28 protein-coding genes are annotated in these 26,612 nt (G+C 44.3%); 26 read left to right on the top strand and 2 right to left on the bottom strand.

The window, feature by feature from the left end; all coding sequences use genetic code 11:
* The first annotated feature begins 199 nt into the window (after positions 1-199).
* The 23 genes from DPF90_RS12480 to flhB all read left to right on the top strand — a co-directional run bounded on the left by DPF90_RS12480 (position 200) and on the right by flhB (position 22,346).
* Complete coding sequence (locus DPF90_RS12480) at positions 200-1,333, top strand: flagellin (RefSeq protein ID WP_114786683.1); 1,134 nt, start codon at positions 200-202, stop codon at positions 1,331-1,333.
* 70 nt (positions 1,334-1,403) lie between these two features.
* Positions 1,404-1,832 carry a flagellar protein FlaG gene (gene flaG, locus DPF90_RS12485; protein WP_114786684.1) on the top strand — a complete coding sequence of 143 codons (429 nt, stop codon included), beginning with the start codon at positions 1,404-1,406 and terminating at the stop codon, positions 1,830-1,832.
* A gap of 20 nt (positions 1,833-1,852) precedes the next feature.
* The gene (gene fliD, locus DPF90_RS12490) at positions 1,853-3,877 is read left to right on the top strand and encodes a flagellar filament capping protein FliD (RefSeq protein ID WP_114786685.1); all 2,025 of its coding nucleotides are present in this window, start codon (positions 1,853-1,855) and stop codon (positions 3,875-3,877) included.
* A gap of 4 nt (positions 3,878-3,881) precedes the next feature.
* A complete protein-coding gene (locus DPF90_RS12495) occupies positions 3,882-4,184 on the top strand; it encodes a flagellar protein FliT (RefSeq protein ID WP_420855757.1) in 303 nt (100 codons plus the stop codon).
* Positions 4,185-4,195: 11 nt separating this feature from the next.
* Positions 4,196-4,606 carry a flagellar export chaperone FliS gene (gene fliS, locus DPF90_RS12500; protein ID WP_114786687.1) on the top strand — a complete coding sequence of 137 codons (411 nt, stop codon included), beginning with the start codon at positions 4,196-4,198 and terminating at the stop codon, positions 4,604-4,606.
* A 258-nt stretch (positions 4,607-4,864) separates the two neighbouring features.
* Positions 4,865-6,331, top strand: coding sequence for a sigma-54 dependent transcriptional regulator (locus DPF90_RS12505; protein WP_114786688.1), 1,467 nt, complete (start codon positions 4,865-4,867; stop codon positions 6,329-6,331).
* A 124-nt stretch (positions 6,332-6,455) separates the two neighbouring features.
* Complete coding sequence (locus DPF90_RS12510) at positions 6,456-7,517, top strand: sensor histidine kinase (protein ID WP_114786689.1); 1,062 nt, start codon at positions 6,456-6,458, stop codon at positions 7,515-7,517.
* On the top strand, positions 7,517-8,917 hold the full coding sequence (locus DPF90_RS12515; protein WP_114786690.1) for a sigma-54-dependent transcriptional regulator: 1,401 nt from the start codon (positions 7,517-7,519) through the stop codon (positions 8,915-8,917). Before DPF90_RS12510 ends, DPF90_RS12515 begins: the two co-directional genes overlap by 1 nt.
* Positions 8,918-9,013: 96 nt before the next feature.
* A complete protein-coding gene (gene fliE / locus DPF90_RS12520; protein WP_114786691.1) occupies positions 9,014-9,325 on the top strand; it encodes a flagellar hook-basal body complex protein FliE in 312 nt (103 codons plus the stop codon).
* Positions 9,326-9,404: 79 nt separating this feature from the next.
* The gene (gene fliF / locus DPF90_RS12525) at positions 9,405-11,090 is read left to right on the top strand and encodes a flagellar basal-body MS-ring/collar protein FliF (RefSeq protein ID WP_114786768.1); all 1,686 of its coding nucleotides are present in this window, start codon (positions 9,405-9,407) and stop codon (positions 11,088-11,090) included.
* The gene (gene fliG, locus DPF90_RS12530) at positions 11,083-12,129 is read left to right on the top strand and encodes a flagellar motor switch protein FliG (RefSeq protein WP_114786692.1); all 1,047 of its coding nucleotides are present in this window, start codon (positions 11,083-11,085) and stop codon (positions 12,127-12,129) included. Before fliF ends, fliG begins: the two co-directional genes overlap by 8 nt.
* Before the next feature lie 24 nt (positions 12,130-12,153).
* Entirely contained in the window at positions 12,154-12,954 is an 801-nt protein-coding gene (gene fliH, locus DPF90_RS12535) for a flagellar assembly protein FliH (protein ID WP_114786693.1), read from the top strand.
* Positions 12,954-14,285: a flagellar protein export ATPase FliI gene (gene fliI, locus DPF90_RS12540; RefSeq protein ID WP_114786694.1), complete on the top strand. Its 1,332-nt coding sequence runs from the start codon at positions 12,954-12,956 to the stop codon at positions 14,283-14,285. The genes fliH and fliI overlap by 1 nt, the downstream gene beginning before the upstream one ends.
* 3 nt (positions 14,286-14,288) lie before the next feature.
* Positions 14,289-14,729 carry a flagellar export protein FliJ gene (gene fliJ, locus DPF90_RS12545; RefSeq protein WP_114786695.1) on the top strand — a complete coding sequence of 147 codons (441 nt, stop codon included), beginning with the start codon at positions 14,289-14,291 and terminating at the stop codon, positions 14,727-14,729.
* Positions 14,730-14,876: 147 nt separating this feature from the next.
* Entirely contained in the window at positions 14,877-16,817 is a 1,941-nt protein-coding gene (locus DPF90_RS12550) for a flagellar hook-length control protein FliK (RefSeq protein WP_114786696.1), read from the top strand.
* A gap of 36 nt (positions 16,818-16,853) precedes the next feature.
* Positions 16,854-17,351 (top strand): flagellar basal body-associated protein FliL, encoded by a 498-nt coding sequence (gene fliL / locus DPF90_RS12555; RefSeq protein ID WP_114786697.1) that lies wholly within the window; start codon positions 16,854-16,856, stop codon positions 17,349-17,351.
* 7 nt (positions 17,352-17,358) lie between these two features.
* Positions 17,359-18,420, top strand: coding sequence for a flagellar motor switch protein FliM (gene fliM, locus DPF90_RS12560; protein ID WP_114786698.1), 1,062 nt, complete (start codon positions 17,359-17,361; stop codon positions 18,418-18,420).
* A gap of 17 nt (positions 18,421-18,437) precedes the next feature.
* On the top strand, positions 18,438-18,842 hold the full coding sequence (gene fliN / locus DPF90_RS12565; RefSeq protein ID WP_114786699.1) for a flagellar motor switch protein FliN: 405 nt from the start codon (positions 18,438-18,440) through the stop codon (positions 18,840-18,842).
* Between the two features lie 3 nt (positions 18,843-18,845).
* Entirely contained in the window at positions 18,846-19,265 is a 420-nt protein-coding gene (gene fliO / locus DPF90_RS12570) for a flagellar biosynthetic protein FliO (protein WP_114786700.1), read from the top strand.
* A complete protein-coding gene (fliP, locus tag DPF90_RS12575) occupies positions 19,252-20,130 on the top strand; it encodes a flagellar type III secretion system pore protein FliP (protein ID WP_114786701.1) in 879 nt (292 codons plus the stop codon). The genes fliO and fliP overlap by 14 nt, the downstream gene beginning before the upstream one ends.
* A gap of 12 nt (positions 20,131-20,142) precedes the next feature.
* Positions 20,143-20,412, top strand: a complete 270-nt coding sequence (fliQ, locus tag DPF90_RS12580; protein ID WP_114786702.1) for a flagellar biosynthesis protein FliQ — start codon at positions 20,143-20,145, stop codon at positions 20,410-20,412.
* Positions 20,413-20,423: 11 nt separating this feature from the next.
* Positions 20,424-21,206 (top strand): flagellar biosynthetic protein FliR, encoded by a 783-nt coding sequence (fliR, locus tag DPF90_RS12585; RefSeq protein WP_114786703.1) that lies wholly within the window; start codon positions 20,424-20,426, stop codon positions 21,204-21,206.
* A 9-nt stretch (positions 21,207-21,215) separates the two neighbouring features.
* Positions 21,216-22,346, top strand: coding sequence for a flagellar biosynthesis protein FlhB (gene flhB, locus DPF90_RS12590; protein ID WP_114786704.1), 1,131 nt, complete (start codon positions 21,216-21,218; stop codon positions 22,344-22,346).
* A 19-nt stretch (positions 22,347-22,365) separates the two neighbouring features.
* On the opposite strand, the gene smrB is transcribed toward flhB, so the two are convergent.
* Positions 22,366-22,896: an endonuclease SmrB gene (smrB, locus tag DPF90_RS12595; RefSeq protein WP_114786705.1), complete on the bottom strand. Its 531-nt coding sequence runs from the start codon at positions 22,894-22,896 to the stop codon at positions 22,366-22,368.
* Positions 22,897-22,958: 62 nt separating this feature from the next.
* Here smrB and prmB point away from each other — a divergent pair, with 62 nt between their 5' ends.
* A complete protein-coding gene (gene prmB, locus DPF90_RS12600; RefSeq protein ID WP_114786706.1) occupies positions 22,959-23,891 on the top strand; it encodes a 50S ribosomal protein L3 N(5)-glutamine methyltransferase in 933 nt (310 codons plus the stop codon).
* A gap of 174 nt (positions 23,892-24,065) precedes the next feature.
* Positions 24,066-25,151: a chorismate synthase gene (gene aroC / locus DPF90_RS12605; protein WP_114786707.1), complete on the top strand. Its 1,086-nt coding sequence runs from the start codon at positions 24,066-24,068 to the stop codon at positions 25,149-25,151.
* A 52-nt stretch (positions 25,152-25,203) separates the two neighbouring features.
* On the opposite strand, the gene DPF90_RS12610 is transcribed toward aroC, so the two are convergent.
* On the bottom strand, positions 25,204-25,827 hold the full coding sequence (locus DPF90_RS12610; RefSeq protein ID WP_114786708.1) for a trimeric intracellular cation channel family protein: 624 nt from the start codon (positions 25,825-25,827) through the stop codon (positions 25,204-25,206).
* A gap of 215 nt (positions 25,828-26,042) precedes the next feature.
* Here DPF90_RS12610 and DPF90_RS12615 point away from each other — a divergent pair, with 215 nt between their 5' ends.
* Positions 26,043-26,573 (top strand): elongation factor P hydroxylase, encoded by a 531-nt coding sequence (locus DPF90_RS12615; RefSeq protein ID WP_114786709.1) that lies wholly within the window; start codon positions 26,043-26,045, stop codon positions 26,571-26,573.
* Positions 26,574-26,612 lie beyond the last annotated feature (39 nt).

The following is a 26,612-nucleotide window of genomic DNA, read 5'->3' on the forward strand; positions in this document are numbered from 1 at the left end:
GCTGGATTTTTTTTTGCATTTTAATTATCTGATTTAAAATAGTTTTGTTGTATATTTGCTCTGTTTGGAAATTTTTTTTCAAACTTTTCTCTAAAGGATATATTTGCTCAGCCGTTAACAAGACTGAGAGAAATGAGATGTGCTAAAGCGAGGTGAGAGACGCTAAGGTGCATCACCCTTAATGCCTAAGGAGATCAGTATGGCAATTAACGTAAACACGAATGTGTCTGCGATGACTGCTCAGCGTTACCTTAATGGGTCGGCTGACGGCATGCAGAGATCAATGGAGCGTTTATCATCGGGGTACAAGATTAATAGTTCCCGGGATGATGCGGCAGGGCTTCAAATATCCAACCGTTTAACATCGCAAAGTCGTGGTTTAGACATGGCGGTGAAAAACGCCAACGATGGCATCTCAATTGCACAAACCGCAGAAGGTGCAATGAACGAGACGACAAACATCCTTCAACGTATGCGGGATCTATCACTTCAATCGGCGAATGGTTCGAACTCACGTTCGGAACGTCTTGCGATTCAAGAAGAGGTCACTGCACTCAATAATGAGCTTAACCGTATTGCCGAGACAACTTCTTTCGGTGGTAACAAACTCTTGAACGGTACTTATGGTAGCCAATCCTTCCAGATAGGCGCTGGCTCAGGTGAGGCAGTCATGCTCACCATGGGTAATCTGCGCTCTGATAATGAGGGTATGGGAGGCAAAGCTTATGTTGCTCAGACAGGACAAGCCACGGATTGGAGGGTTTCTCAAGGCTCAACCGACCTTACACTCGACTATACTGATGTATATGGTGAAGCGCAGACGCTAACCATTAATGCCAAAGAGGGCGATGATATTGAACAGCTCGCTACTTACATTAATGGTCAGAGTCCAGATGTTAAGGCGTCTGTTGGCGAAGAAGGTAAATTGCAACTATTTGCTGCCAATAACCGAGTCGCATCTGATGTCACTATTGGTGGTGCCTTGGGTGGCGAAATTGGTTTTGGAGCAGCAGAAGATAGGACGGTTGCTGATGTTGATGTCTCTACTGTTGCTGGCTCGCAAATGGCGGTCTCCATCATAGATGGCGCTTTAACGACCGTAGATAGTCAGCGTGCGGAGTTAGGGGCATTCCAGAACCGTTTTGGCCATGCGATCAGTAACTTGGATAACATAAACGAGAATGTTAATTCATCTCGTAGTCGTATTCGAGATACAGATTATGCAAAAGAAACGACTGAAATGACTAAGTCGCAGATTTTGCAGCAGGCGAGTACGTCTGTTTTGGCGCAGGCCAAGCAGTCACCATCAGCAGCTCTTAGCTTATTAGGTTAACCGGTAGGTTCTAACGAGCTTATTGGTAGGTAACCAAGTTACCAACCTATAAGGTGGAAGGGAGATTGTTATGGAAATACCATCCAACACATCGAACATCCAGCCTTACGGCTCAGAAAGTGGCACTAAAGTTGCTTCAAAGTATGGTGGTGCACAACAAATTTCCTCGCGGAAAGAACAGGTTTCTACGACCGAGGTGAGAGAGCAAGCTGCTCAAGCTGTTGAACAAGCAATTGAAGCGTCTCAACAACGTGAAAAGCTCAACAGGGCAGAGCGGCAACGTATGGTACAGCAAATGAATGATTTCATTTCGTCCATCAACACTGGCCTATCTTTCCGGATCGATGAAGAGTCGGGAAGGGATGTAGTAACCATTTATGAAGCGGATACTGGTGATATTATTCGCCAGATACCCGATGAGGAAATGTTAGAAATACTGCGACGCCTGAGGGATCAGACAGCTCGATATTCGTCGGGACTTCTGAACCAATCGGTTTGATCGTATTTTGAGGTGATTGAATGAGCTTTGGCCCCGTAGGGATGAATTCTGGCATGGATATCAATGCCATGGTCAGCAAAGTTGTTGATTCGGAGCGTGTTCCTAAACAGCAACGAATTGACAGTGAGCGTGACAAAATTGATTCCAGTATCAGTGCTTACGGTCGGCTCAGAGAGTCGTTGGATACGATGAAAAACTTGATGGTGAGCTTTCGCCAAGAGAAAGCTTTCGCCGCAAGAAAGGTTGAATCGACAGATGAAACCGTCGTTTCCGCGACAGCAACCACTGAAGCTATCGCTGGTAGATACGCTATTGATGTGTTGCAGCTTGCCCAGAGTCATAAAATTGCATCTGATGTAATGCCGCAAGATGCAAAGTATGGCCCGGGCAAGCTGCAGATTTCTTTAGACAATAAGGAATTTACAGTACAGGTAAAAAACAATTCAAAGCTTACTGATATTGTTCGCGGCATCAATGAAAGTAAAGCAAACCCGGGTGTTCGAGCCTCAGTTATTAATGATGTTGAAGGTCCGCGCCTTATTGTTGCCTCAAGCAACTCAGGTGAAAAGAATGCACTGACCTTAAGTGCCGAAGCAGAGCCTGGTAATCTCCTTAAACAACTCGAATATAAAACGTTAGAGCAGCGCGTCAAAGATCTAGAAGAAGCGCGAGCGACAGCGCAAGATTTAATAAAGCCATTGACTGACGAAGAGCAGGCTGTGGCGGACAGAATAGCAGAAAACAATATTAAAGCGGCAAAAGTTGTCGATCAAGAAATTGCCGATGCTTCCAAACAAGCGGCAATCGCTGCTGATCCAAATGCAGCTAAAGATGCAAGTGCGGCTAATGAATTATCAGATGCAGCTGCTGTTGCAGCTGCAACCGCTGGTACGCAAGCAAGTCAATACCTTAGACCTGAAGATAGGATTCCAGGTTGGACAGATACGGCATCTGGGACTTTGTCGGACTCATATTGGGAACCAGAGCCTCAACTTGACGCAAAAGCACTAGAAAAAGCGCCCGACGTCCCGGGCTGGAGCCCGTCTGCATCAGGGACTTTGACAGATTCTTATGTTACCCCCAAAGAAGCACAAGCAGCTCTTGAAGCTAAGAAAGCTGCTCTTGAAGAGAAATTAGCGCAAGAGAAAGCCGCTCTCGATGCAAAAGTACTGTCTGGCGAATTGACACCAGAAGAAGCAAAGCAGATTGAACTTTCAAAACTACCTCAAGAAGAAAGAGAGTACCTAGAACGCATTGACCAAGCTCAAGCTGACTTGCAATCGGCACAAGAGTCTTTTGATGCCTACCGAGGTATGACCCAAGTTCAGGCTGCTCAAGATTCCAAAGTGCTACTTGATGGAGTGGCTCAACTTTCTAGCGATAATAATATTATTGAAGATGCGATTGAAGGCGTCGATTTGACGTTAAAGGGACGCTCGGACAGGAACAAAGCGCCCTCCGAAATTGACATCGAATATGACCGTTTGCGCGTTCGCGCTGATATTGAACAGTTTGTTGCTGCTTATAACCAGTTTTATCAAGTATCCAAAGAGCTAGCAGGCGTAGATCCAAGAACTGGTCAAGCCGGCCCGCTAGCTGGAGAAAGTGTTGTACGAAATGCAGACTCCAGACTGAAATCAGTCTTTTCAGCGCCAATCGAGCCTGCCTCTAATGACCTTAAAACACTGACAGAGTTTGGTATAGCAACGACTCGTCAAGGTACGTTAGAAATCAATTATGATATGTTAGACCGCCAAATTAATAATAACTTTAACAAGTTAGAGGACTTCTTTGGTGGTAATCAGGGTTTTGCAAAGAAAGTAGAAGAGGCTATTCAAGGAATAACTGGCGTTACAGGAACGCTTAGGACTCGTGAACAAACTATGATTGACCGAAACTACAGCCTTAATGATGATCAAGCCGTTTTGGATAGACGCATGGAAAGTCTTGAAAAACGCACACACGCCAAATTTTCGGCAATGCAGGATGCTACAAGCAATATGCAGTCTCAGTTAGCGAGTATGATGAATGCACTTGGCGGATGATTTTTTGAAAACCCTGTCACAACTTAGTGACATAGATCGCAAAATTACGCTTAAACTTGCAGAGGTTGAGATTAATTCTGCAGAAATTCTTGATCAGGTCGATACAAGGGAACAGATATTGCTAACCTTGATTAGTATAATAAATGAGAATGATGAGTTAGCGCAGTTACCAGAATGGCATGATGCCATAAAGCGCACTCAGTTGACTGTCGAGTTAATGCAAAAGAAAACCGCAGAACTTGGCAGTGATTTGAAAAAGTATCGCTACGGCAATAAGTCGGTTCAGCAGTACAAAAAATTTTTATAAAGAGGGTTGTTATGCGTGGTTCATTACAGGCTTACAAGAAGGTATCAGTAGATAGCCAGCTCAGTGCTGCCTCCCCGCATAAGATTGTTCAAATGCTTATGGCAGGTGCTATTGAACGTTTGATTCAGGGTAAAGCGGCAATGGAACAAGGCAATATTCCGATAAAGGGAGAAAGGCTGGGCAAGGCGCTGGACATTATTATCAGTTTGCGTAGCTGTTTGTCGATGGATGACGGTGGTGACATTGCGCAAAACCTTGATCAACTCTATGAATTTATGATTTCTCAAATCACCGAAGCTAATCATAAAAATGATCCTCAACCTATTGATGATGTTATTGACATAATCCGTGAAATTAAGTCTGCTTGGGAACAAATACCTGCTGAGTATCACAATTTAACTGCAAGCGATGCGGGAAATTAAACTGAAATCTTGATTTAATTTGCGTTTTAAACAGATATTTCACTCAAAGCTTTTGGTATAAGCATCACATCACCTAAATGCTTGGTTGCCTTTATTTTTTTATCAAATAGAATATAAGCCACTAACTCGTTTAGTGGCTAAGTTTGTGGCTTAATTTTATAAATTGTCTATCACTAATCCTGTTCTATAGTTAGATTAGTCGCCAGAACAAAATATCAGCCATAACACGTTTGAAAATAAAGGCAATAAATCTCACCTATGCAAGGTTTAGCAAAGCTGCTCGTAATTGAAGACGATGCGCAGGCGCGCGTCGGTTTGCGTAACATACTAGAGTTCGTTGGAGAACCGTGTGAGGCGATAAGCTCTGCACAGTTAAGCGACGTAGACTGGTCTAGTGTTTGGACTGGCTGTATTCTTGGTTCTATGAATAACCAAGGTTTTTCCACCCAATTAAATGGCCAACTGCTGAAATCCAGTCACGTTCCGTTACTTATGTTGGGGCCTCATACTTATCCAGTTGAAGAGATGACCAATTATGTCGGTGAACTGGAGTACCCTTTAAATTATCCTCAATTAAGCGAAGCCCTGCGCCATTGTAAAGAGTTTCTCGGGCGCCAAGGGATAAACCATACTGCTTCTTCTCGTGATAACACCTTATTTCGCAGTTTGGTTGGTCAGAGCATTGGAATACAGGAAGTAAGACACCTTATAGAACAAGTCTCTTCGACAGAAGCTAATGTGCTGATACTGGGAGAGTCTGGAACAGGCAAAGAAGTTGTCGCTCGCAATATTCACTACCATTCTGCACGCAAAACTGGACCATTTGTGCCAATAAACTGTGGTGCTATCCCCCCTGACTTATTAGAAAGCGAGCTATTTGGTCATGAAAAAGGAGCTTTTACAGGAGCGATTACTTCACGTAAAGGGCGTTTTGAATTAGCGGAAGGCGGTACTTTGTTTTTGGACGAGATCGGTGATATGCCAATGCCAATGCAAGTTAAACTCCTTAGAGTATTACAGGAAAGATGCTTTGAACGTGTTGGTGGCAATACAACCATAAGAGTTAATGTTAGGGTTATCGCTGCTACTCATCGAAACCTCGACAATATGATAAAAGAGGAGTCTTTTCGAGAAGACTTGTATTATCGGCTAAACGTTTTCCCTATTGAAATGCCTCCTTTACGTGATCGTATTAACGATGTGCCCCTTTTACTCCAAGAATTAATGGCTCGTATGGAGTCTGAAGGTACTCGGCCAATTTGTTTTACTCCAAGATCTATTAACTCACTCATGGAGCATAATTGGCCAGGTAACGTCAGGGAACTGGCCAATTTGGTCGAAAGGATGGTAATTCTTTATCCAAATAGCTTAGTTGATGTTAATCATTTGCCGACCAAGTATCGCTACAGTGATATTCCTGAATTTCACCCTGAGTATAATGCGTTTGCTTCCGTTGAGGAGCAAGAACGAGACGCCTTACAAGACATATTCTCTGAAGGTTTTAGTCTCGATAAGTCAGAGGGAACGCAAGAACATGTCCATGCTCCCCAAGAGCTTCCTCCTGAGGGGGTTAACCTCAAGGAGATGATTGCAGAGATAGAAGTGAATATGATTAACCAAGCTTTAGAGGCACAAGATGGCGTGGTTGCTCGTGCTGCAGATATGTTAGGTATGAGACGTACAACGTTAGTAGAGAAGATGAGAAAGTACAATGTCCAACGTTAGTTGTGTCAATTCTTAGTGTTGTCAAAATTCTGACTTTGATTTAACTTGTTGAATATAAACGATAATAGTCTGGCTTGCTTCTTGCATTTCAGACTATTGTTGTTTTTAAAGGCAGAAATACGACATGCAAGCAGCTCAAGCTACTACGAATAAAACACCACTTGGTACTATTGAAGAGCAAGTTGAGAGATACAAACAAGTATTAGATGTCATGCCAGCAGGAGTGATCTTGTTAGACACACAAGGTGTTGTGCATGAAGCCAACCCAGAAGCTCAGCGACTACTGGAAATGCCGCTTGTTGGGCAAAAGTGGTTTGAAGTTATCCAAGGGGCATTTGCTCCCAGAGAGGATGATGGGCATGAAGTCTCTTTACGAAATGGGCGTAAAGTGAGGCTTGCTATCTCTGCTTCACCTACAGGACAACTAATACTTATCACTGATTTGACCGAAACACGACTGTTACAATCACGCATCAGTGATCTTCAACGCTTGTCTTCGCTTGGACGAATGGTTGCTTCACTGGCACATCAAGTACGTACTCCCTTGTCCAGCGCTATGCTTTACGCGTCAAATTTAGGTGCGCCTAGCTTACCTTCTTCAACTAAACAACGTTTCCAAGCTAAGCTGATGGACCGCTTACACGATTTAGAAAAGCAAGTGAATGATATGTTGCTGTTTGCCAAAGGCGGTGACAATAAAGTGGTTAAATCTTTTACTGTGTCCGAATTAGTCTCTGAATTTTCCCCAATGGTTGAGACGGCTCTAAAAAACAACCAGATTGATTACCACCTAGAAGTTGAACAAGAAGACGCTCAACTTCTAGGTAATGCTAACGCCATAGCATCGGCTCTAAGTAACTTAGTGATGAACGCGATACAGATTTCTGGCAAGGACTCTCAAGTCGACGTTTTTTTTAGACCTGTGCGCAATGAGCTTAAAATTTCGGTTCAGGATAATGGTCCAGGTGTGCCGAAAGAACTACAAGATCAAATTATGGAGCCGTTTTTTACAACTCGCTCTCAAGGAACAGGGCTTGGACTTGCTGTTGTACAGATGGTATGCCGTGCTCACGATGGAAGGCTCGAGCTTATTTCTGAGCAAGGAGAAGGAGCATGTTTTACTATCTGCATCCCTCTTGAAAGCAGCTCGCAGGATAATCCCGAGATAATCAAAGGAGAAGGATAATGACGCAAAGCAAAGTACTGATCGTGGAAGACGATGAAGGCTTGCGTGAAGCCTTGGTTGATACTCTTGCCCTTGCAGGATATGAATGGTTAGAAGCAGACAGCGCAGAAGATGCGCTGCTCAAGCTCAAATCACATTCTGTTGATATAGTGGTATCTGATGTGCAAATGGCAGGGATGGGAGGACTAGCCCTACTGCGCAACATCAAGCAGCATTGGCCAAACATTCCAGTTCTACTGATGACGGCATATGCGAATATTGAAGATGCTGTTTCTGCGATGAAAGACGGAGCCATCGATTATATGGCCAAGCCATTTGCGCCTGAAGTTTTGCTCAATATGGTCAGTCGATACGCTCCCAGTAAATCTGACGATAATGGTGATGCTGTCGTTGCGGACGATAAAAGTCTTAAGTTATTGGCCATGGCGGATAAAGTAGCCAAAACAGACGCGAATGTTATGGTGCTTGGCCCCAGTGGTTCGGGTAAAGAAGTCATGTCACGTTACATTCACAATGCATCAAATCGAAAAGATGGCCCTTTTGTCGCAATTAACTGTGCTGCTATTCCAGATAACATGTTAGAAGCGACTCTATTTGGTTATGAAAAAGGGGCGTTCACTGGTGCTGTACAAGCGTGTCCAGGGAAATTTGAACAAGCCCAAGGTGGAACAATTCTTCTCGATGAAATCAGCGAGATGGATTTGAATCTTCAGGCTAAGTTACTACGTGTTCTGCAAGAGCGAGAAGTTGAACGTTTGGGAAGTCGTAAAAGCATTAGACTTGATGTGCGTGTTTTAGCAACGAGTAACCGAGATCTAAAACTTTATGTCCAAGAAGGTAATTTTCGAGAAGACTTATATTATCGGTTAAATGTGTTTCCTCTTGCTTGGCCAGCTCTTTGCGAGCGTAAAAATGATATCGAGCCTCTTGCTAGGCACCTTGTTGAACGTCATTGCAAAAAATTAGGGCTTCCTGTTCCTAACTTGGCTGTTGATGCCTTAAACAAACTCCATGCTTATCATTGGCCCGGTAACGTTCGTGAGTTGGATAATGTGGTCCAGCGAGCGCTTATTTTAAGTGAAAATGAGCAGGTTAACGCCGAACATATCCTTCTTGAAGGACTTGATTGGCAAGACGCGTGCAGCTTGCAGCACATAGTGGAAACTGGTCAGATTAGCGCGCCTAATATAAAGCCTTTGGCTGAAGTAGAAGGCGAGTTCCCTGTGTCTTCTGGTTTAGGAGGCGAATTACGAGAGCAGGAGTTTGCGATTATTCTCGACACGTTAGCAGAGTGTAATGGTCGGCGTAAAGACATGGCTGAGAAACTGGGTATTAGCCCTAGAACACTGCGCTACAAGCTTGCAAAAATGAGAGATGCAGGCATTGAAATCCCCAACTAAAGTGTGGGTGGTAATGCCAAATCTTTATGGCATGCAGATTGCAGATTATTCTAACAACAAGGATTATGGTCAAAGAGTTGACGGTTGAGGTGCTCAATGAAAGTGGATAGTTTTCAAGGCGAGTTACAAGCCATGATGTTTGAGGCAGCCAATACAAAGCCTGCAGCAACGGGACAGAAAGTTGGTGCTGACTTTAAGGATATGCTCAACAGCGCAATCAATAATGTCAACGGATTAGCTAAGTCATCAAGCAACTTACAAATGCGTTTCGACAGAGGTGACGACGATATTTCGTTGTCCGACGTTATGATTGCGAGAAACAAGTCGAGCGTTGCGTTTGAAGCAACAATTCAGGTGCGCAATAAGCTTGTCGAAGCGTACAAAGAATTGATGAATATGCCAGTTTAAGCGATAGGTACTGTCTGTGTCAGAAGAAGAAACCCCATCAACAGAGCTCGCTGTAGCGGAAGATGCGCCGGATACAGGTATGGTAGCCGCATCCGATTTGGATACTGATATTCAAAATCCAGATTTGGATGAACAGAGCTCGAAGAAATTTGATATGGCTGTTGGAGATCTTGACCTTCTTCGACAGGTTGTACTTGTCTTCTCTATCTCCATTTGTGTTGCCTTAATTGTGATGCTGTTTTTCTGGGTTCGAGAGCCTGAAATGCGTCCATTAGGGGCGTATGAGACGGAAGAACTGATCCCTGTACTCGACTACCTTGATCAAGAAAAAATAGATTATAACCTTGATGGTAATACGATTTCTGTGCCCGTCAGCGAGTATAACTCAATTAAGTTAAATATGGTTCGAGCTGGCTTAAATAGCGAAAAGCAAGCCGGAAATGACATATTAATGCAGGATATGGGGTTTGGCGTTTCGCAGCGTTTGGAGCAAGAACGCTTGAAACTCAGTCGAGAGCTTCAACTTGCTAAAGCGATAGAGGAAATGAAACATGTACGTAAAGCACGTGTCCTACTTGCTTTACCAAAGAGAAGCGTGTTTGTTCGGCATAATCAGGAAGCGTCTGCTTCTGTATTCCTCACTCTTCGTATGGGAGCTTCTCTAAAACAAGAAGAGGTCGATTCGATCGTTGATATAGTTGCAAGTGCGGTCCCTGGTATGAAGCCAAATCGAATCACTGTCACAGATCAACATGGTCGTCTTTTGAGTTCTGGTTCTCAAGATCCTGCTTCAGCAGCTCGGCGCAAAGAGCATGAGCTGGAGAGAAAACAAGAAGAAGCATTGCGTGAGAAAATTGACTCTGTGCTTATTCCTATTCTGGGTTTTGGTAACTACACCGCGCAGGTCGATATCCAGTTAGATTTCAGCGCAGTGGAACAAACCCGTAAGCGCTTTGACCCCAACACACCTTCTACTCGAAGCGAGTACACCTTGGAAGACTATAATAATGGTAATGTCGTCGCTGGTGTTCCGGGGGCCCTTAGTAACCAGCCTCCAGCAGATGCCTCAATACCGCAAGACGTTGCTCAAATGAAGGACGGGTCTTTGCTTGGGCAAGGCTCTGTGCATAAGGAAGCCACGCGTAACTTTGAACTGGATACTACGATCAGTCATGAGCGGCGTCAGACCGGTGTTGTTAACCGACAAACGGTTGCCGTTGCGATAAAAAATCGTCCTACGACCAACCCTGATACGGGTGAAACGACTTATCAACCGATTTCTGACGCTGAATTGAAGTCCATTCGCGAGGTATTGATTGGTACAGTGGGCTTTAATGAAGATCGTGGTGATTTACTCAACGTCCTTAGTATGCAGTTTGCAGAGCCAGAAGCGGAAGTCATAGGTGAAGTGCCGATTTGGGAGCACGAGAACTTTAATGATTGGATGAGATGGTTAGCCAGTGCGCTTGTCATTATCGTGATAGTTCTTGTTTTGGTCCGCCCAGCAATGACCAAACTACTGAACCCTGCTTCGGACGATGATGAGGACATGTATGGGCCTGATGGTTTACCTATTGGTGCCGATGGTGAGACAAGCCTTATTGGCGGCGACATGGACGGTGGAGAATTGTTTGAGTTTGGCTCTAGCATAGACTTACCAAACCTCCATAAAGATGAAGACGTGTTGAAAGCGGTTCGAGCTCTGGTAGCGAATGAGCCTGAACTTGCGGCACAAGTAGTGAAGAACTGGATGGAAGATGGCTAATGACGTTGCCCCTCAAGGTGAGGGCGAAGAAAACACCTTAGATATTGAAAGTGTACCCGGTGAAGAGCGTGCGGCGATCCTTTTGCTGAGTCTTAATGAAGAAGACGCGGCTGGCATCATTCGCCATCTAGAGCCAAAGCAAGTACAGCGCGTAGGTAGTGCGATGGCTCAGGCTGCTAGCTTCAACCAAGAGAAGGTGAGTGTTGTTCATCGGGCCTTTTTGGAAGATATCCAGAAATACACCAATATAGGTATGGGCAGTGAAGACTTTATGCGTAATGCTTTAGTTGCCGCCCTAGGTGAAGACAAAGCTAATAACCTTGTTGACCAGATATTACTTGGCACAGGCTCGAAAGGTTTGGATTCCCTAAAATGGATGGATCCTCGTCAGGTGGCCAGTATCATCATCAACGAGCACCCTCAGATTCAAACCATAGTACTTTCTTATCTGGAGCCCGACCAGTCAGCCGAGATTTTGACACAGTTTGCCGAACGTGATGCCCTTGACTTAGTAATGAGGATTGCCACGTTAGAGGAAGTACAGCCTTCAGCCCTTGCTGAGTTGAATGAAATCATGGAGAAACAGTTTGCCGGTCAGGCAGGTGCTCAAGCCGCGAAAATTGGTGGTACTAAAGCTGCGGCCGAAATCATGAACTTTATGGATAACCAGATGGAAAGCATCATGATGGAGCAAATCCGTGAGCAAGATGAAGATATGGCAACACAGATTCAAGATCTTATGTTTGTATTTGAAAACCTTATCGAAGTCGACGATTCAGGTATCCAAAAACTGCTGCGTGATGTTCCGCAAGAGTCTCTTCAGAGAGCACTCAAAGGTGCAGATGATGCTCTGCGTGAAAAAATCTTCAAGAATATGTCTAAACGAGCGGCAGAACTTATGGCTGATGATCTTGAAGCCATGGCGCCAATTAAAGTTTCTGACGTTGAAGCTGCGCAGAAAGAGGTGCTGGCCGTTGCACGTAAAATGGCTGACTCTGGTGAAATTGTTCTTGGCGGTGGTGCCGATGAATTCTTATAGTCTTGAACATTAGGTAATTTGGTTATGTCAGATGAAAGAAAGCGCGGATACCTGCGTATAGAAGAAGGGGACCTTGCTCATAAAACTGAGGTGTGGGGTATGCCAGATTACTCTTCGGAAACTCGTTCTCAGGCTAAAGAGACCGCCTTGAATTATGACCCCAGTTGGATGCCAGCGCTTCCAGAGCCAGAGCCAGAACCTCCGAAAGAGCTAACTGAAGAAGAAATAGAACAAATTAAGCAGCGGGCTCATGAAGAAGGACTGTTACAAGGGCAAGAAGCGGGTTTTACGCAAGGGTATGAAAAAGGAAAAGAGCAAGGAAGCGCTGAGGGCCACAAGGAAGGTTTTGAAGCGGGTAAAGCCGAAGGCGTAGAAGCTGGACAAGAGCTTATTCAGGCGCAAATTAGTACCTTCGTTGATTTAGCAAACCAGTTTGCTCAGCCTCTTGAACTGCTTAATGTACAAGTCGAAAAACAGATTGTTGATATGGTGCTAACTTTGGTTAAAGAAGTTGTTCATGTTGAAGCTAAAATCAATCCTAAAGTGGTGTTAGATACGGTTAAGCAATCTGTCGAATCCCTGCCAGTATCTGGACACTCGATTACGGTCAAATTGCATCCTGATGATGTTGAGATCGTGCGTTCTGCATATGGTGAGGGTGAGCTGGAGTTTCGTAATTGGCTGCTGGTGTCTGAACCCGCACTCAACCCAGGTGACTTACAAATTGAAGCTGGTGAGTCCAGTGTTAATTATCGATTAGAGGACAGAATCCGTAGTGTTCTCGATAACTTCTGTGGCGCAAATCATCATCAAGGTGGTGACTAATGTTAGCGCTTGCTGAACGTCTCTCGCATTATCAAACGGATGGCATTACTTGTCGTCCTGTCGCTTCGGGTAAGTTGGTTCGTGTCGTTGGGCTTACATTAGAAGCGACTGGGTGCCGAGCGCCGATCGGTAGTTTATGTCAGGTTGAAACGATACATGGCCACATGGATGCTGAAGTTGTCGGCTTCTCGGGCGATAATTTATTCCTGATGCCTAGTGAGCAAATAACAGGGGTTCTACCAGGAGCCAAAGTGACGCCCTTAGCGACAGATTCTGGTTTGCCTGTCGGGATGGAATTGCTTGGGCGTGTTATCGATGGTGTTGGTAATCCGCTCGATGGGCTTGGGCCTCTGTACACGGATAATCGCGCCAAGTTTAATTCTGATCCTATCAATCCTCTTTCTCGAAAGCCTATCTCAGAGCCCTTAGACGTTGGGATAAAAGCAATTAACAGTTTACTTACCGTGGGTAAAGGCCAGCGTATTGGCTTATTTGCTGGTTCTGGTGTGGGTAAATCAGTCACTTTAGGCATGATGACGAGGGGAACCACTGCGCAAGTCGTAGTGGTGGGCCTTATCGGTGAGCGTGGGCGCGAGGTGAAAGAATTTATTGATGACATACTTGGCGTTGATGGTCGTCAGCGCTCTGTTGTTGTTGCAGCACCTGCAGATTCTTCTCCACTCATGCGTCTAAAGGGGTGCCAAACAGCACTGACTATAGCCGAATATTTTCGCGATCAAGGCCTTGATGTCTTGCTTTTATTGGATTCTCTCACCCGTTTTGCACAAGCCCAGCGTGAAATCGCCTTATCTGTTGGGGAGCCGCCTGCGACTAAAGGCTATCCACCTTCTGTCTTTGCCAAGCTTCCTTCTCTGGTAGAGCGGGCAGGCAATGGCAGTCAAGAGCATGGTTCAATTACGGCTTTTTTCACTGTTCTTACTGAGGGCGATGACTTACAAGACCCGATTGCTGATGCTTCAAGGGCGATACTTGATGGACATATTGTATTGTCGCGTGAAATGGCAGATGCTGGCCACTATCCAGCGATTGATGTTGAAAAGTCAGTCAGCCGAGTGATGCCACAGGTGACAGGCGAAGAACAAATTCTGATGTCCAAAGTTGTGCGACAGGTTCTATCGGTTTGTAGAAAAAACCAAGACTTAGTCTCTATTGGTGCTTACAAGCCTGGTTCAGATCCTGCGATAGACAGTGCGTTTACACTCAAACCTAGGTTGGATGCCTACTTACAGCAAGGAATGAAAGAAACTGTCCCCTTCGATATGAGCATCAGTATGTTGCGTAACTTGCTGCAAGTTCAAGCGGAGGAGTAATGTATGGATAATGCGATGGTATTTCTTCTTGAACAATCTAAAGAACGTGAAAATCAAGCGGTGCTTGCGCTCAGCCAAGCTAGAGCTGAGCTGGATGACTATTATCAACAGTTGAAACAAATAGAGAATTACCGCTTGGACTATTGTGATCAGCTTGTCGAAAAAGGTAAGCAGGGTTTGACGGCTAGCCAATACATGCATTTAAACCGATTTCTAACAACACTGGATGAGACTCTTTCTAAACAGAAGCAGGCAGAGCAACATTTCATCTCTCAAGTAGAAAGTTGTGAGCATAATTGGACGGAATGCCGCAAGCAGCGCCGATCTTATGAATGGCTTATCGATAAAAAACAAGAAGAAAAGCAGCGACTACAGTATATCCGCGAACAAAAGCAAATGGATGAGTTTGCTACGGTCCAGTATGCCCGCCGATCTGCAAACTAGTACTAGGTAGAATCAATAATCTTGTATGACTAAACGACTTGGCTCGCTTTTTGCTCAATCAACATTGTTAAATATTGCTGCGTCGCTGATGATTGTTCTAATGATTGTCTGTGGCTGTTCTCTCAATCGTATGTGAGTGCTCTGTTTATGAATGTGAATATAACCCAAGTTTCCGACTCTTCTAAAGCAACCTCGACGACATCCCAGTCCGCAGAGACTGAGCAATCAGAAGGTTTTTTTGCTAAGTTAGCTGCGTTTATAAAAGGTGAATCCAGTGAAAAGCAATCAGCAGATGGAGTGACAGTGGATTCTCCTGTAGAAGGAGGTGACAGCACTAAGTTGATGCTAGAACAAGAGGTTAGCCTTGATGGTGACGTCGGTAATGAGGACGTTCCCCTTCTCGTTAAAAATAACGTATCCGATTCAGAAAAGCACATTGATGCTGACAGCCTTAAAGAACAATCACAAGTTTTAGCCGAAGGGGCGGCGCAAAAGAGCGGACCAGCAATACCTAGCAATTTACTCGAATCTGATGCGGAGAAGATAGTATCCGAAAATGGTGAATTACTCGGCAGGTTGGACGATGCAAACAAAGCATTACAAGACCAACCCGGCAAGGAGTTGCCACTAAAGGGTAACGATAATCAGATCCTCGTTAGTGACGACCTAAACACTCAGCATAATCAAACCATTTTACCGCAAGCCATTGGTAAAGAGGCGGCAACAACCGACTTATCTAGTGGCATTGATAGCATAGAGTCGGCATCGCTGGCTCAGGCCATTTCTCAAGGGCAATATGCAGACATCCCTGAAATAGCTAAGCAGTTTATTGAATCTGAACATATGCCATCAGACGCCGTTCTTGCCACCGAATTAATGGCACACAAGCTTTCAAGTGAGAATAAAGCGGACAACCTAGATGCGCTTGATGTAGAACAGGTGAAGCTTGCGATTGAAGGAGACATTGAGCGCTTGAAGCATCAGCTTAAGGAGCAAGGTCTCTCAGGTAATGAAATAGAGCAAATTGTTGAATCTGCGAAGGCGCAGGCTATGTCTGAGCAATTGCAAAGTCATATTACTCCAGTAGCAAAAGCAGTACATACTGAGTTGCGAAGCGCTGACCTTAATCCGCACAGCACAAATATAGCTGAGAGTGCTAATCTTCAGGCTAACCCGGTAGGTGCAGTAGAAGCAATGCCTGCAATGGCAACGTCGGCTATCCCTTGGTCAGCATCACCTGAAGAAGTGGTAGGTAATGAGATGTTACAAAAACTTGATGGAAAACATAAGGCGCCCCAAGCTCCTGTTGCCCAGGCAACCCCCCAAGTGTTGAATCAAGCTTCTCAATCATCCAACTTTGCGAATAGTCAGCATATTATTGCGCCCACACCAAACGTCCCGCTTGCGAATGATGTGTCTATTAATCAGCTTCAGCAGGTTGCCACTACCCCTGTCGCCAGCGAGCAGGCTGTGTTAAAGGCCGCGATGGGGGCTAAAACTTTGGGGGCATTAGGGAAGCTTTCTCAATCAGGGGCTAAGCAAGGAGCGGCATCAGGCCAAGAGTTTGGTTTAGCTCAGCAATTATCTCAGGCTGCTGGGCAACAGGTTGGTGCTGGACAAGCACAATTGCGTGCCGAGCAAGCTTCGGCTCAGGCACCTTTGCCGTTAAATAGAGAGCTTGCCGGTGACCAAGTTGCTGAGCGTGTTCAGATGATGATGTCTAAAAACCTTAAGAATGTAGATATTCGTCTTGATCCTCCAGAGCTTGGGCGATTGCAAATTCGCTTAAATGTAGGGGGAGATGGTGCAACGGTACATTTTACAGTTGCAAACCAGCAAGCCAGAGATGTGATTGAACAATCTATGCCTCGCTTAAGAGAAATGTTAGCTCAGCAAGGGTTACAACTGGGTGATTCATCGGTTCAGCAACAGTCTTCCGGGCAGCAGAATCGCTATGCTGGAAATAGCTCGGATAATGGTCAAGGTGACAGCAATCAGGCCTTTTCTAGTGAAGAAAACCTTGAACCAGGCGTCAATCTTGATTTGAATGTGACAACAAAGCGTGATGGAATCAGTTATTACGCTTAAACTATAGAAAAGTAAGCAAAATAGAGAACCACGGATATGGCCGACGAAGAAATAGAAACAGAAGCTCCCCAAGGTAAAAGTAAGCTGTTAATTATTATCATCGCTGTTGTTGTATTACTAGTGGGTGGCGGCGGGGCTGCATTTTTTATGATGGGGTCTGGGGGTGAAGAAGAGGCAGGAGAGGTTGTTGAGCAGGAAGTCGAGGTTTCGTCAGAGCCTGTTTCCTACGTCAATATAGCCCAGCCTTTTCTTTTCAACGTGACTGGTGATACCAAAGAACGCTTGGTGCAGATTAAAGTGCAATTAATGGTGAGAGGGTTCGAAAATGAGAACTTAGCTCGTTACCACTCTCCTTTAATTGAAAGCTCGTTGTTGGGCACCTTTGCTTCGGCTACGGTTGAGCAACTAAGAAGTGTGAACGGCAGGGTGGAACTTAGAGACAAAGCAACAAACGATATCAAGGCGAGTTTAAATCGAGCCGTAGGCCAGCCAGTAATTGAACGTGTGTTGTTTACTGATTTTGTAATACAGTAGGTGATGAGTGACCGATTTATTAAGCCAAGATGAGATTGATGCGCTTCTCCATGGTGTGGATGATGTCGATGATGGTGGCGATGGTGGCGATGGTGGCGATGGCGGTGGCGGTGGTTCGTCAGTAGACTTTGACTTCTCGTCGCAAGACCGGATTGTTCGTGGTCGAATGCCGACACTTGAGCTCATTAACGAACGTTTTGCCCGCCATATGCGGATAAGTTTGTTTAATATGCTCAGAAAAGCGGCTGAAGTGTCCATTAACGGCGTTCAAATGATGAAGTTTGGTGAGTACCAAAACACGCTTTACGTACCAACAAGTTTAAACATGGTGCGTTTTAGGCCACTTAAAGGTACCGCATTGATCACAATGGAAGCGCGTTTAGTTTTCATTCTGGTGGAAAACTTTTTTGGTGGTGATGGACGTTACCATGCTCGAATTGAGGGCCGTGAGTTTACGCCAACCGAGCGCCGAATTGTCCAGTTGCTGCTAAAAATCGTCTTTGAGGACTACAAAGAAGCATGGTCGCCTGTAATGGGTGTTGAGTTTGAGTATCTTGACTCGGAAGTGAACCCGAGTATGGCGAACATAGTTAGTCCAACTGAAGTGATTGTTGTTAGCTCATTCCATATTGAAGTTGATGGCGGTGGCGGTGATTTTCACGTGGTTATGCCTTATTCCATGGTTGAACCTATCCGAGAGTTACTTGATGCTGGTGTTCAGTCTGACAAAATGGAGGCTGATGTCCGTTGGAGTAGTGCTTTGCGAGAGGAAATGATGGATGTCCCGATTAATTTTAGGGTCAACTTGCTCGAGCATGATATTTCTCTGCGGGATCTGATGGAACTTCAACCTGGTGATATTATCCCTGTTGCTATGCCAGAAAATGCCACTATGTTCGTCGAAGAGCTTCCTACATATCGCGTCAAAATGGGACGCTCAGGTGAAATGCTGGCAGTACAAGTGTCTGAGAAAATTAAACGTCCTGATGTAGTGAAAACAGACATCGCATTTTTGGGTAAAGACGTCATCTCTGAACTAGAAGAAGATGACGGAGAAATAGAAGATTAGAAAATAGGTAATTAAGTATGGATGAAGATCAAAAACTGGCTGATGAATGGGCTGCTGCGCTTGGTGAGGATCCAGATGCTCCTGAGGTAGACGTCGATGAAGTAATGTCTGCGCAGCTGGATGAGCTCGAAGATACTTCATCTCCGATTTCAGATGATGAGCGCCGTAAGCTTGACACCATTTTAGATATACCAGTGACTATCTCTATGGAAGTAGGGCGTGCAAAAATTAGTATTCGTAACCTGTTACAACTTAACCAAGGCTCGGTTGTTGAACTGGAACGCCTAGCTGGTGAGTCTTTGGATGTATTGGTTAATGGAACCTTGATTGCCCACGGCGAAGTTGTCGTCGTTAATGATAAGTTTGGTATACGTTTAACAGATGTCATTAGCCAAAATGAACGAATTAAGAAACTAAGGTAGGTTATGATAAGTTGTAAAAACAGGCTCAACCTCTTGGCTCTGTTACCTATCTCACCATTCGCTTTGGCTGAAACAGCCAGTAATGAACAACTGGACTGGGCAACAACCTTTGGCTCTTTGATATTTGTTGTTGCGTTTATCTTGTTTCTCGCATGGCTATTAAAACGTATGCGAGTGCCATCAATGATGAACCAAGGCGGGTTAAGTATTGTTCGTCAGTTGCCAGTTGGTACTCGTGAGCGCGTAGTGATTGTGCAAGCTGGAGAAGAGCAGTTCTTAGTTGGTGTGACGTCACAGTCGGTACAATTGATTTCTAAATTGGAGACACCTCTGAACCAAGAAGAGCTTGGTAAATCAGCTTTAGCGAATACGCCTTTTGCAAATCAACTGACTCAGATATTGAAAAAAAATGATAAACACTAATAAGTTTTTACCATTCATTCTGGCTTTTTTTTTGACAGCGTATCCGACGCTGTCGTTATCTGAAGAGTCCCTTCCTACTCCCATTCCATCTAATGCAGCGCCATCGCAAGCGGTCACTGTTTCTGCAATGGAGAAGGATCAGGGAGCAGCAAGAACCATTTCCACTAGCAGTTTTTCTAGCGGCGGTGGTGGTGGGATCCCCGCGTTTACTATGACTACCAATCCAGATGGTAGTGAAGATTATTCTATTAACCTGCAAATATTGGCGCTAATGACCATGTTGGGCTTTCTGCCTGCCATGGTTATTTTAATGACTTCTTTTACTCGAATTGTTGTGGTGATGTCGATTCTTCGTCAGGCTATGGGACTGCAGCAAACACCGTCTAATCAAGTGATTATTGGTATCGCTATTTTCCTGACGTTTTTTATCATGTCTCCTGTCCTTGATAAGATAAATACAGATTCAATTCAGCCCTATATCAATGAACAAATCACGGCACGTAAAGCGTTTGACTTAGCTCAAATACCGATGAAAGACTTTATGCTCAAGCAAACTCGAGTCAAAGATTTGGAAACCTTTGTCAATATATCCGGTTCTAACGTTCGCAGGCCAGAGGATGTCTCTATGGCGGTATTAATACCTGCGTTTATTACTTCTGAATTGAAAACAGCGTTCCAAATAGGTTTTATGCTATTTCTGCCATTTTTGATTATAGACTTAGTGGTTGCTTCTGTTCTCATGGCTATGGGTATGATGATGCTATCGCCAATGATTGTCTCTTTGCCCTTCAAATTGATGTTATTCGTGCTGGTTGATGGTTGGAATCTGATCCTGTCAACATTGGCAGGTAGCTTTGCCTTATAAAGGGAGAAGAGCATGACGCCTGAGCTATTTGTCGAATTATTTAGAGATGCGTTATGGATGGTGCTCCTTATGGTATGTGCCATTATTATTCCCAGTCTATTGATTGGATTGATTGTGGCAATCTTTCAGGCTGCGACGTCAATCAACGAGCAAACATTAAGCTTTCTGCCACGTCTGGTAGTGACGCTACTTGCTATGATGCTTTTCGCTCACTGGATGACACAAATGCTCATGGAGTACTTTTTCTCGATCGTTGAACGCTTACCTCAGGTTTTATATTAGGGTGGTAGAGAATGGAGTATCCGACTAGCGTAATACTGGATTGGATTGCCAATTACTTTTGGCCTTACACCCGGATTGCGGCCATGTTGATGGTGATGTCGGTGACTGGTGCAAGATTTGTGTCTACGCGGGTTCGACTTTATTTGGGATTAGCGATCACTTTTGCAGCCATGCCAGCAGTACCTGTTGTTCCTGATAATATTGAACTTCTTTCTTTGCAAGGGTTTATGACGGTTCTTGAGCAGATTGTCATTGGTGTTGCTATGGGAACAATCACCCAATTTATGATTCAAACCTTCGTTATTCTCGGTCAAATACTAGGTATGCAGTCAAGTTTAGGTTTCGCGTCTATGGTCGATCCTGCCAACGGCCAAAATACACCGCTACTTGGTCAATTGTTTATGTTTTTGGCGACTATGTTTTTCTTGGCTACAGATGGTCACCTTAAAATGATCATGCTGGTTGTGATGAGTTTTAAGTCATTACCTATTGGTAGCGGATCGCTCAATACGGTGGATTTTAGAGAGCTTGCTCTCTGGCTCGGTATTATGTTTCAGGTAGCGCTGAGCATGTCTTTGTCTGGCATTATTGCTTTACTAACCATTAATTTGTCTTTTGGTGTTATGACCCGTGCTGCACCTCAACTGAATATATTCTCTCTTGGTTTTGCTTTTGCGTTGATCGTAGGCTTGTTGCTTTGTTGGTACATTATCTCGGGTTTGTACAGCCACTATGAGCTATTCTGGTTACAAGGAGAGCAGCAAGTATGTCGCTTTATTCGCTTGGATTGCTAGGGGGCTAAGTTGGCAGAATCAGACGGTCAAGAACGTACCGAAGAGGCCACGCCCAGGCGATTGCAACAGGCGCGTGAAAAAGGCCAAGTTGCACGCTCAAAGGAACTAGCATCGGTTTCAGTATTAGTTGTTGGAGCCATAGCTCTTATGTGGTTTGGGGACTGGCTTTCTCGCTCACTCTACACTTTGATGGGAAGATTATTCAGCCTCTCCCGAGAAGAGATCTTTGACCTGACCAAGCTTTTTGATATCGCTTTCGGTGCTATGGGAGCATTATTATGGCCGCTGATTATCATTCTGTTTGTTCTTTTTGTCGCTGCATTTGCTGGTGCCGCTGGTATAGGTGGGATTAGTTTTTCTGTTGAAGCTGCCATGCCTAAGTGGTCTAAAATGAACCCCTTAAGTGGCTTAAAGCGAATGGTCGGGGTACAAAGTTGGGTAGAGCTGCTTAAATCAATTTTAAAAGTTATTTTAGTATCGGGCGCCGCATTTTATTTGATTGATGCTGCCCAAGAAGATCTCTTTCAGCTCAGTCTAGATGTGTACCCGCAAAATATTTTCCATGCCCTAGATATACTGCTTAATTTTGTGCTCTTGATCAGTTGTTCATTGCTGATTGTGGTCGCGATTGATATTCCATTTCAGATTTGGCAGCACGCTAATCAGCTTAAAATGACAAAACAGGAAGTCAAAGACGAATATAAAGACACTGAAGGTAAACCAGAAGTTAAAGGTCGTATTCGTATGCTACAGAGGGAAGCAGCTCAGAGGCGGATGATGGCAGAAGTGCCTCAAGCTGACGTCATAGTGACCAACCCAGAGCACTTTTCCGTTGCATTGAGGTATAAGCAAGATATTGATAAAGCGCCTATTGTTGTCGCCAAAGGTAGTGATCATATGGCATTAAAAATTCGAGAAGTAGCTCGAGAGCATGATATCTATGTGATCCCTGCCCCCCCTCTAGCGAGAGCTTTGTACCATTCCACTGAGTTAGAACAAGCCATTCCTGATGGCTTGTTTACGGCGGTTGCTCAAGTGCTTGCTTACGTTTTCCAACTTAAACAATACCGCAAGCGCGGCGGTCAAAGGCCAAACTTCAAAGCATCTGATTTGCCCATTCCTCCGCAATACCGAAAGTAGCAGAATCTAATAGTGATTTTTATTTGTCTGGGATAGAGAGTAACACCAGTAGTGCACCATCACCACCAAACTCGAGAGGTGCTTGGTGAAATGCCATTACATCAGGGTGTTGTGCCAGCCAAAGTGGTGCTTTTTGCTTTAGGATGTGTTTGCCAATGCCATGCTGAACACAGGCACAACTGATTTCATTTTTTATGCAGTAAGCGATCATAGCTCCAAGTTCGCGTTTAGCTTCATTTTGGGTCATACCATGCATATCTAGGAATACATCAGGGACATATACACCGCGTCTAAGACGCTTGACTTCATAACTAGAGACATCATCTCGGGCATAACGCGTTGGACCTTCTTCGCTGAGTAATGGTACAAATTCGTCAGAAAAGTAAAACTCTGTGTCACTCGCTTCACGGGCTTGGCGTGTGATTTCTTTTTGCTTAGTGTTTCTTTTTGGTTGCTGGACTATGGTATCCTGACGCAACTTTTTAACGCCTTGTACTGCATCCTTAAAAAGGGCGAAATCGTCATTAATTTCGGTGTCTTTCTTACTCATTCGGTTATAGATACTTAAATAAAATGCTATTGGCAGTATTGTAGCGCTTTTCGGAGGTAAATTTGGATAAGATTTTTGTAGAAGAGGCTGTGTCAGAGTTACACACGCTTCAGGACATGATTCGTTGGACGGTAAGCCGGTTCAACGCCGCTAACCTATTTTATGGACAAGGCACTGATAACGCATGGGATGAGGCGTTACAGCTTATTCTTCCTACATTGTACTTGCCTATCGATGTTCCTCCACATGCTCTAAACTCCCGATTAACCAGCAGTGAACGTCTGCGCGTTGTTGAAAGAGTGGTAAAGCGTATCAATGAGCGAACGCCCACCGCTTATTTAACCAATCGAGCTTGGTTTTGTGGTCTGGAGTTCTTTGTTGATGAAAGAGTGCTTATTCCTCGTTCCCCAATCGGAGAGCTTATTCAGGCAGAGTTTCAGCCATGGCTTATTGAAGAGCCAGTTCGTATCATGGACCTATGTACGGGGAGTGGCTGTATTGCTATTGCGTGTGCCCATGCCTTTACAGAAGCCGAAGTGGATGCTATCGATATTTCTGCTGATGCATTGCAGGTGGCCGAGCAAAATGTTCAGGACCATGGCATGGAGCAGCAAGTGTTCCCAATCCGCTCAGACTTATTTAGAGATCTCGCCCAAGAGAAATACAACTTAATTGTCTCTAATCCACCTTATGTGGATGAGGAAGACATGAACAGCCTACCGGATGAGTTTACTCACGAACCTGAGCTTGGCTTAGCTGCTGGCACCGACGGTTTGAAATTAGTAAGGCGTATTATTGCCAACGCACCTGACTACCTTACAGAAAAGGGTATTCTTATCTGTGAGGTTGGTAACTCTATGGTGCATATGATAGAGCAATATCCACATATACCATTTACTTGGATAGAGTTTGAAAATGGAGGCCATGGTGTGTTTATGCTGACCCAAGCACAGCTGCTCGAACATGCTCAAGAATTTTCCATCTATAAAGATTGATGGAAATGGCTTGTCCTAAAAGTCGCGCCAAGCTAGTTATAGCTTGGCGTTTTTGTATTGTTAAAAGCAAAATAGATCGGTTTAGGGCTTTACATCGATCTCTAATAAAGCGACTATGAAATTATTAACATTTAAAGTGTAAGTTATTATTTACGGTCTGAGGTAAAGAAAGGAATGGCAGGAAACAGTATCGGACAACATTTCCGAGTAACCACATTTGGAGAAAGTCACGGTATCGCATTAGGTTGTATTATCGACGGGTGCCCACCGGGATTAGAAATTACAGAATCAGATATACAGATCGATCTTGATCGCCGTCGCCCTGGTACCTCTCGCTATACGACTCAGCGTCGAGAGCCTGACGAAGTAAAAATTCTCTCCGGTGTGTTTGAAGGCAAAACGACAGGCACATCAATTGGTTTAGTGATCGAAAATACCGATCAACGCTCGAAAGATTACTCCGAAATAAAAGATAAGTTTCGTCCCGGACATGCGGATTATACCTACCACCAAAAGTATGGAATTCGTGATTATCGCGGAGGAGGTCGCTCTTCAGCACGAGAGACGGCGATGAGAGTGGCAGCGGGTGCTGTGGCGAAAAAGTATCTCAAACAAGAGTTTGGCATTGAAATTCGAGCTTATCTTGCTCAGATGGGGGATGTATCGATCGATTCAGTTGATTGGGATGAAATTGAAAACAATGCCTTTTTCTGTCCTGATGTAGACAAAGTTGAAGCATTCGATCAGTTGATAAGAGATCTAAAAAAACAAGGAGATTCTATTGGTGCAAAGTTACAAGTTGTAGCCACCAATGTTCCTGTTGGTCTAGGAGAGCCTGTTTTTGATCGATTAGATGCTGACATAGCACACGCGTTAATGAGCATTAATGCCGTTAAAGGCGTTGAAATTGGTGATGGGTTTGATGTAGTTAGCCAAAAAGGCAGCCAGCATCGTGATACGCTTTCCCCAGATGGTTTTGGTAGTAATCATGCTGGTGGAGTTTTGGGTGGTATTTCCACTGGACAAGATATTGTTGCTAATATCGCACTCAAACCTACGTCAAGCATCACGGTGCCGGGAGATACGATCACTAAACAAGGTGAATCTACTCAACTTATCACTAAGGGGCGTCACGATCCATGTGTTGGTATTCGAGCAGTCCCAATTGCTGAAGCTATGCTGGCGATAGTGGTTATGGACCACTTACTGCGCCATCGTGGGCAAAATTTCGGGGTTCACACTGATACTCCTAAAATCTAATTGTTAAAAAGGCTCCTGTTGGAGCCTTTTTTGATTTGAACACCATTTAGGCCTAGTGAATAGAGCCTTCACCTTCAAGATGAAAAGAAGGTAAACGCCATTTGAAACGAACTGCGGCCATTCGAAGAAAGTAGCCAATCACTAAAGTAGAGATGGTCGCTGTTACATCGTGCACCCCAAATTCAAGGAGTGTTAGATACAAACCAGAAGCAATTATTGCGACTGATGCATAAAGCTCTTCGTGCAATACCAGAGGCGTTTGGCGACAAATCAGATCGCGCAGTAGTCCTCCAAACACACCGGTAACCAGTGCTGATACGATACAAATGAGAGCATGGAGACCCATTCCCATCGCGACCTTAGTTCCAATAATACTGAAAACGATAAGTCCAAGCGCATCTAAACGTATAAAAACCCCTTTGAGTTTAATAATCCATCGAGCTAAACCAGTGGTTATTATGCCTGCAATACAAGTAATGACTAGAAAGTGAGGGTTTTCAACCCAACCTAAAGGGTAGTGTCCGAGCAAAATGTCACGCACCGTTCCACCACCAATGGCTGTTGCACTGGCGACGAGCATGACTCCGAACCAATCCATTTTTCTTCGACCAGCACTTAACGCACCAGTCATGGCTTCAGCCGTGATGCCAATGATATATAAAATGCTTAATAACATTGTTTCACCTTTGGTGATGAATGACAGATAAATTGACTACTCTGAAAATAATCAATAGGATTTTAGTCGGAAATGTGATCTATGACGAATGATATTTTCTCACTAGAAAATAGGCTTTCGCATAACTATTTCTAATGTTATGAATTCAAATGTTGCAACTGAGAGTGGACATGAGACAATAGATCTCAGATCTATCTATAACAACGCTTCAATTAATGCACCACCACTATCAAGATTTAATCAGTATCTTTAATGCTACATTCTTTCTAGACTACAACACTCGTCTAGAGCTTGGAGAGGATGAACCGATATATCTACCGGCAGATGATGTAAATGCCTATCATCGGATTATTTTTGCTCGTGGATTTTATGCATCAGCCCTTCATGAAGTAGCGCATTGGTGCGTAGCAGGTCCAGAGCGTCGTTTACAAGAAGACTTTGGCTACTGGTATGAGCCTGACGGTCGAAATCAATCTACTCAAGCTGAATTTGAAAAAGTGGAGGTACGTCCACAAGCTTATGAATGGATTTTATCTGTTAGTGCGGGTTTTCTGTTCACCGTAAGCTGTGACAATCTTAACGGTGAGTTTGAGCCCGATAGATTGGCCTTTATGAGAAGAGTACATAAAGACGTTGGTGATATATTGGCTAACGGCTTACCTCTAAGAGTCGGTATGTTGTCAACCGCCTTGAGGTCCTTTTATCAACAACCAGAGCTTGATTACTCTCTATTTGAAGTAAAATAAAAACGAGCCGTATTTGATGGCTCGTTTTGGCTTTGCTAG

The sequence above is a fragment of the Vibrio tetraodonis genome (assembly GCF_003350295.1).
GTDB classification, from domain to species: Bacteria; Pseudomonadota; Gammaproteobacteria; order Enterobacterales; family Vibrionaceae; genus Vibrio; species Vibrio tetraodonis.

Excerpts from the sequence above, each read along its gene's own strand:
- aroC (WP_114786707.1), top strand. The coding sequence starts at position 24,066 with ATGGCAGGAAACAGTATCGGACAACATTTCCGAGTAACCACATTTGGA.
- fliE (WP_114786691.1), top strand. The coding sequence starts at position 9,014 with ATGAAAGTGGATAGTTTTCAAGGCGAGTTACAAGCCATGATGTTTGAG.
- DPF90_RS12510 (WP_114786689.1), top strand. The coding sequence starts at position 6,456 with ATGCAAGCAGCTCAAGCTACTACGAATAAAACACCACTTGGTACTATT.
- DPF90_RS12505 (WP_114786688.1), top strand. The coding sequence starts at position 4,865 with ATGCAAGGTTTAGCAAAGCTGCTCGTAATTGAAGACGATGCGCAGGCG.
- fliR (WP_114786703.1), top strand. The coding sequence starts at position 20,424 with ATGGAGTATCCGACTAGCGTAATACTGGATTGGATTGCCAATTACTTT.
- fliI (WP_114786694.1), top strand. The coding sequence starts at position 12,954 with ATGTTAGCGCTTGCTGAACGTCTCTCGCATTATCAAACGGATGGCATT.
- fliJ (WP_114786695.1), top strand. The coding sequence starts at position 14,289 with ATGGATAATGCGATGGTATTTCTTCTTGAACAATCTAAAGAACGTGAA.
- fliS (WP_114786687.1), top strand. The coding sequence starts at position 4,196 with ATGCGTGGTTCATTACAGGCTTACAAGAAGGTATCAGTAGATAGCCAG.
- fliO (WP_114786700.1), top strand. The coding sequence starts at position 18,846 with ATGATAAGTTGTAAAAACAGGCTCAACCTCTTGGCTCTGTTACCTATC.
- DPF90_RS12515 (WP_114786690.1), top strand. The coding sequence starts at position 7,517 with ATGACGCAAAGCAAAGTACTGATCGTGGAAGACGATGAAGGCTTGCGT.
- fliN (WP_114786699.1), top strand. The coding sequence starts at position 18,438 with ATGGATGAAGATCAAAAACTGGCTGATGAATGGGCTGCTGCGCTTGGT.
- DPF90_RS12480 (WP_114786683.1), top strand. The coding sequence starts at position 200 with ATGGCAATTAACGTAAACACGAATGTGTCTGCGATGACTGCTCAGCGT.
- DPF90_RS12550 (WP_114786696.1), top strand. The coding sequence starts at position 14,877 with ATGAATGTGAATATAACCCAAGTTTCCGACTCTTCTAAAGCAACCTCG.
- fliF (WP_114786768.1), top strand. The coding sequence starts at position 9,405 with ATGGTAGCCGCATCCGATTTGGATACTGATATTCAAAATCCAGATTTG.
- fliD (WP_114786685.1), top strand. The coding sequence starts at position 1,853 with ATGAGCTTTGGCCCCGTAGGGATGAATTCTGGCATGGATATCAATGCC.
- fliQ (WP_114786702.1), top strand. The coding sequence starts at position 20,143 with ATGACGCCTGAGCTATTTGTCGAATTATTTAGAGATGCGTTATGGATG.
- fliG (WP_114786692.1), top strand. The coding sequence starts at position 11,083 with ATGGCTAATGACGTTGCCCCTCAAGGTGAGGGCGAAGAAAACACCTTA.
- smrB (WP_114786705.1), bottom strand. The coding sequence starts at position 22,896 with ATGAGTAAGAAAGACACCGAAATTAATGACGATTTCGCCCTTTTTAAG.
- DPF90_RS12615 (WP_114786709.1), top strand. The coding sequence starts at position 26,043 with ATGCACCACCACTATCAAGATTTAATCAGTATCTTTAATGCTACATTC.
- fliH (WP_114786693.1), top strand. The coding sequence starts at position 12,154 with ATGTCAGATGAAAGAAAGCGCGGATACCTGCGTATAGAAGAAGGGGAC.
- fliP (WP_114786701.1), top strand. The coding sequence starts at position 19,252 with ATGATAAACACTAATAAGTTTTTACCATTCATTCTGGCTTTTTTTTTG.
- flaG (WP_114786684.1), top strand. The coding sequence starts at position 1,404 with ATGGAAATACCATCCAACACATCGAACATCCAGCCTTACGGCTCAGAA.
- fliL (WP_114786697.1), top strand. The coding sequence starts at position 16,854 with ATGGCCGACGAAGAAATAGAAACAGAAGCTCCCCAAGGTAAAAGTAAG.
- DPF90_RS12610 (WP_114786708.1), bottom strand. The coding sequence starts at position 25,827 with ATGTTATTAAGCATTTTATATATCATTGGCATCACGGCTGAAGCCATG.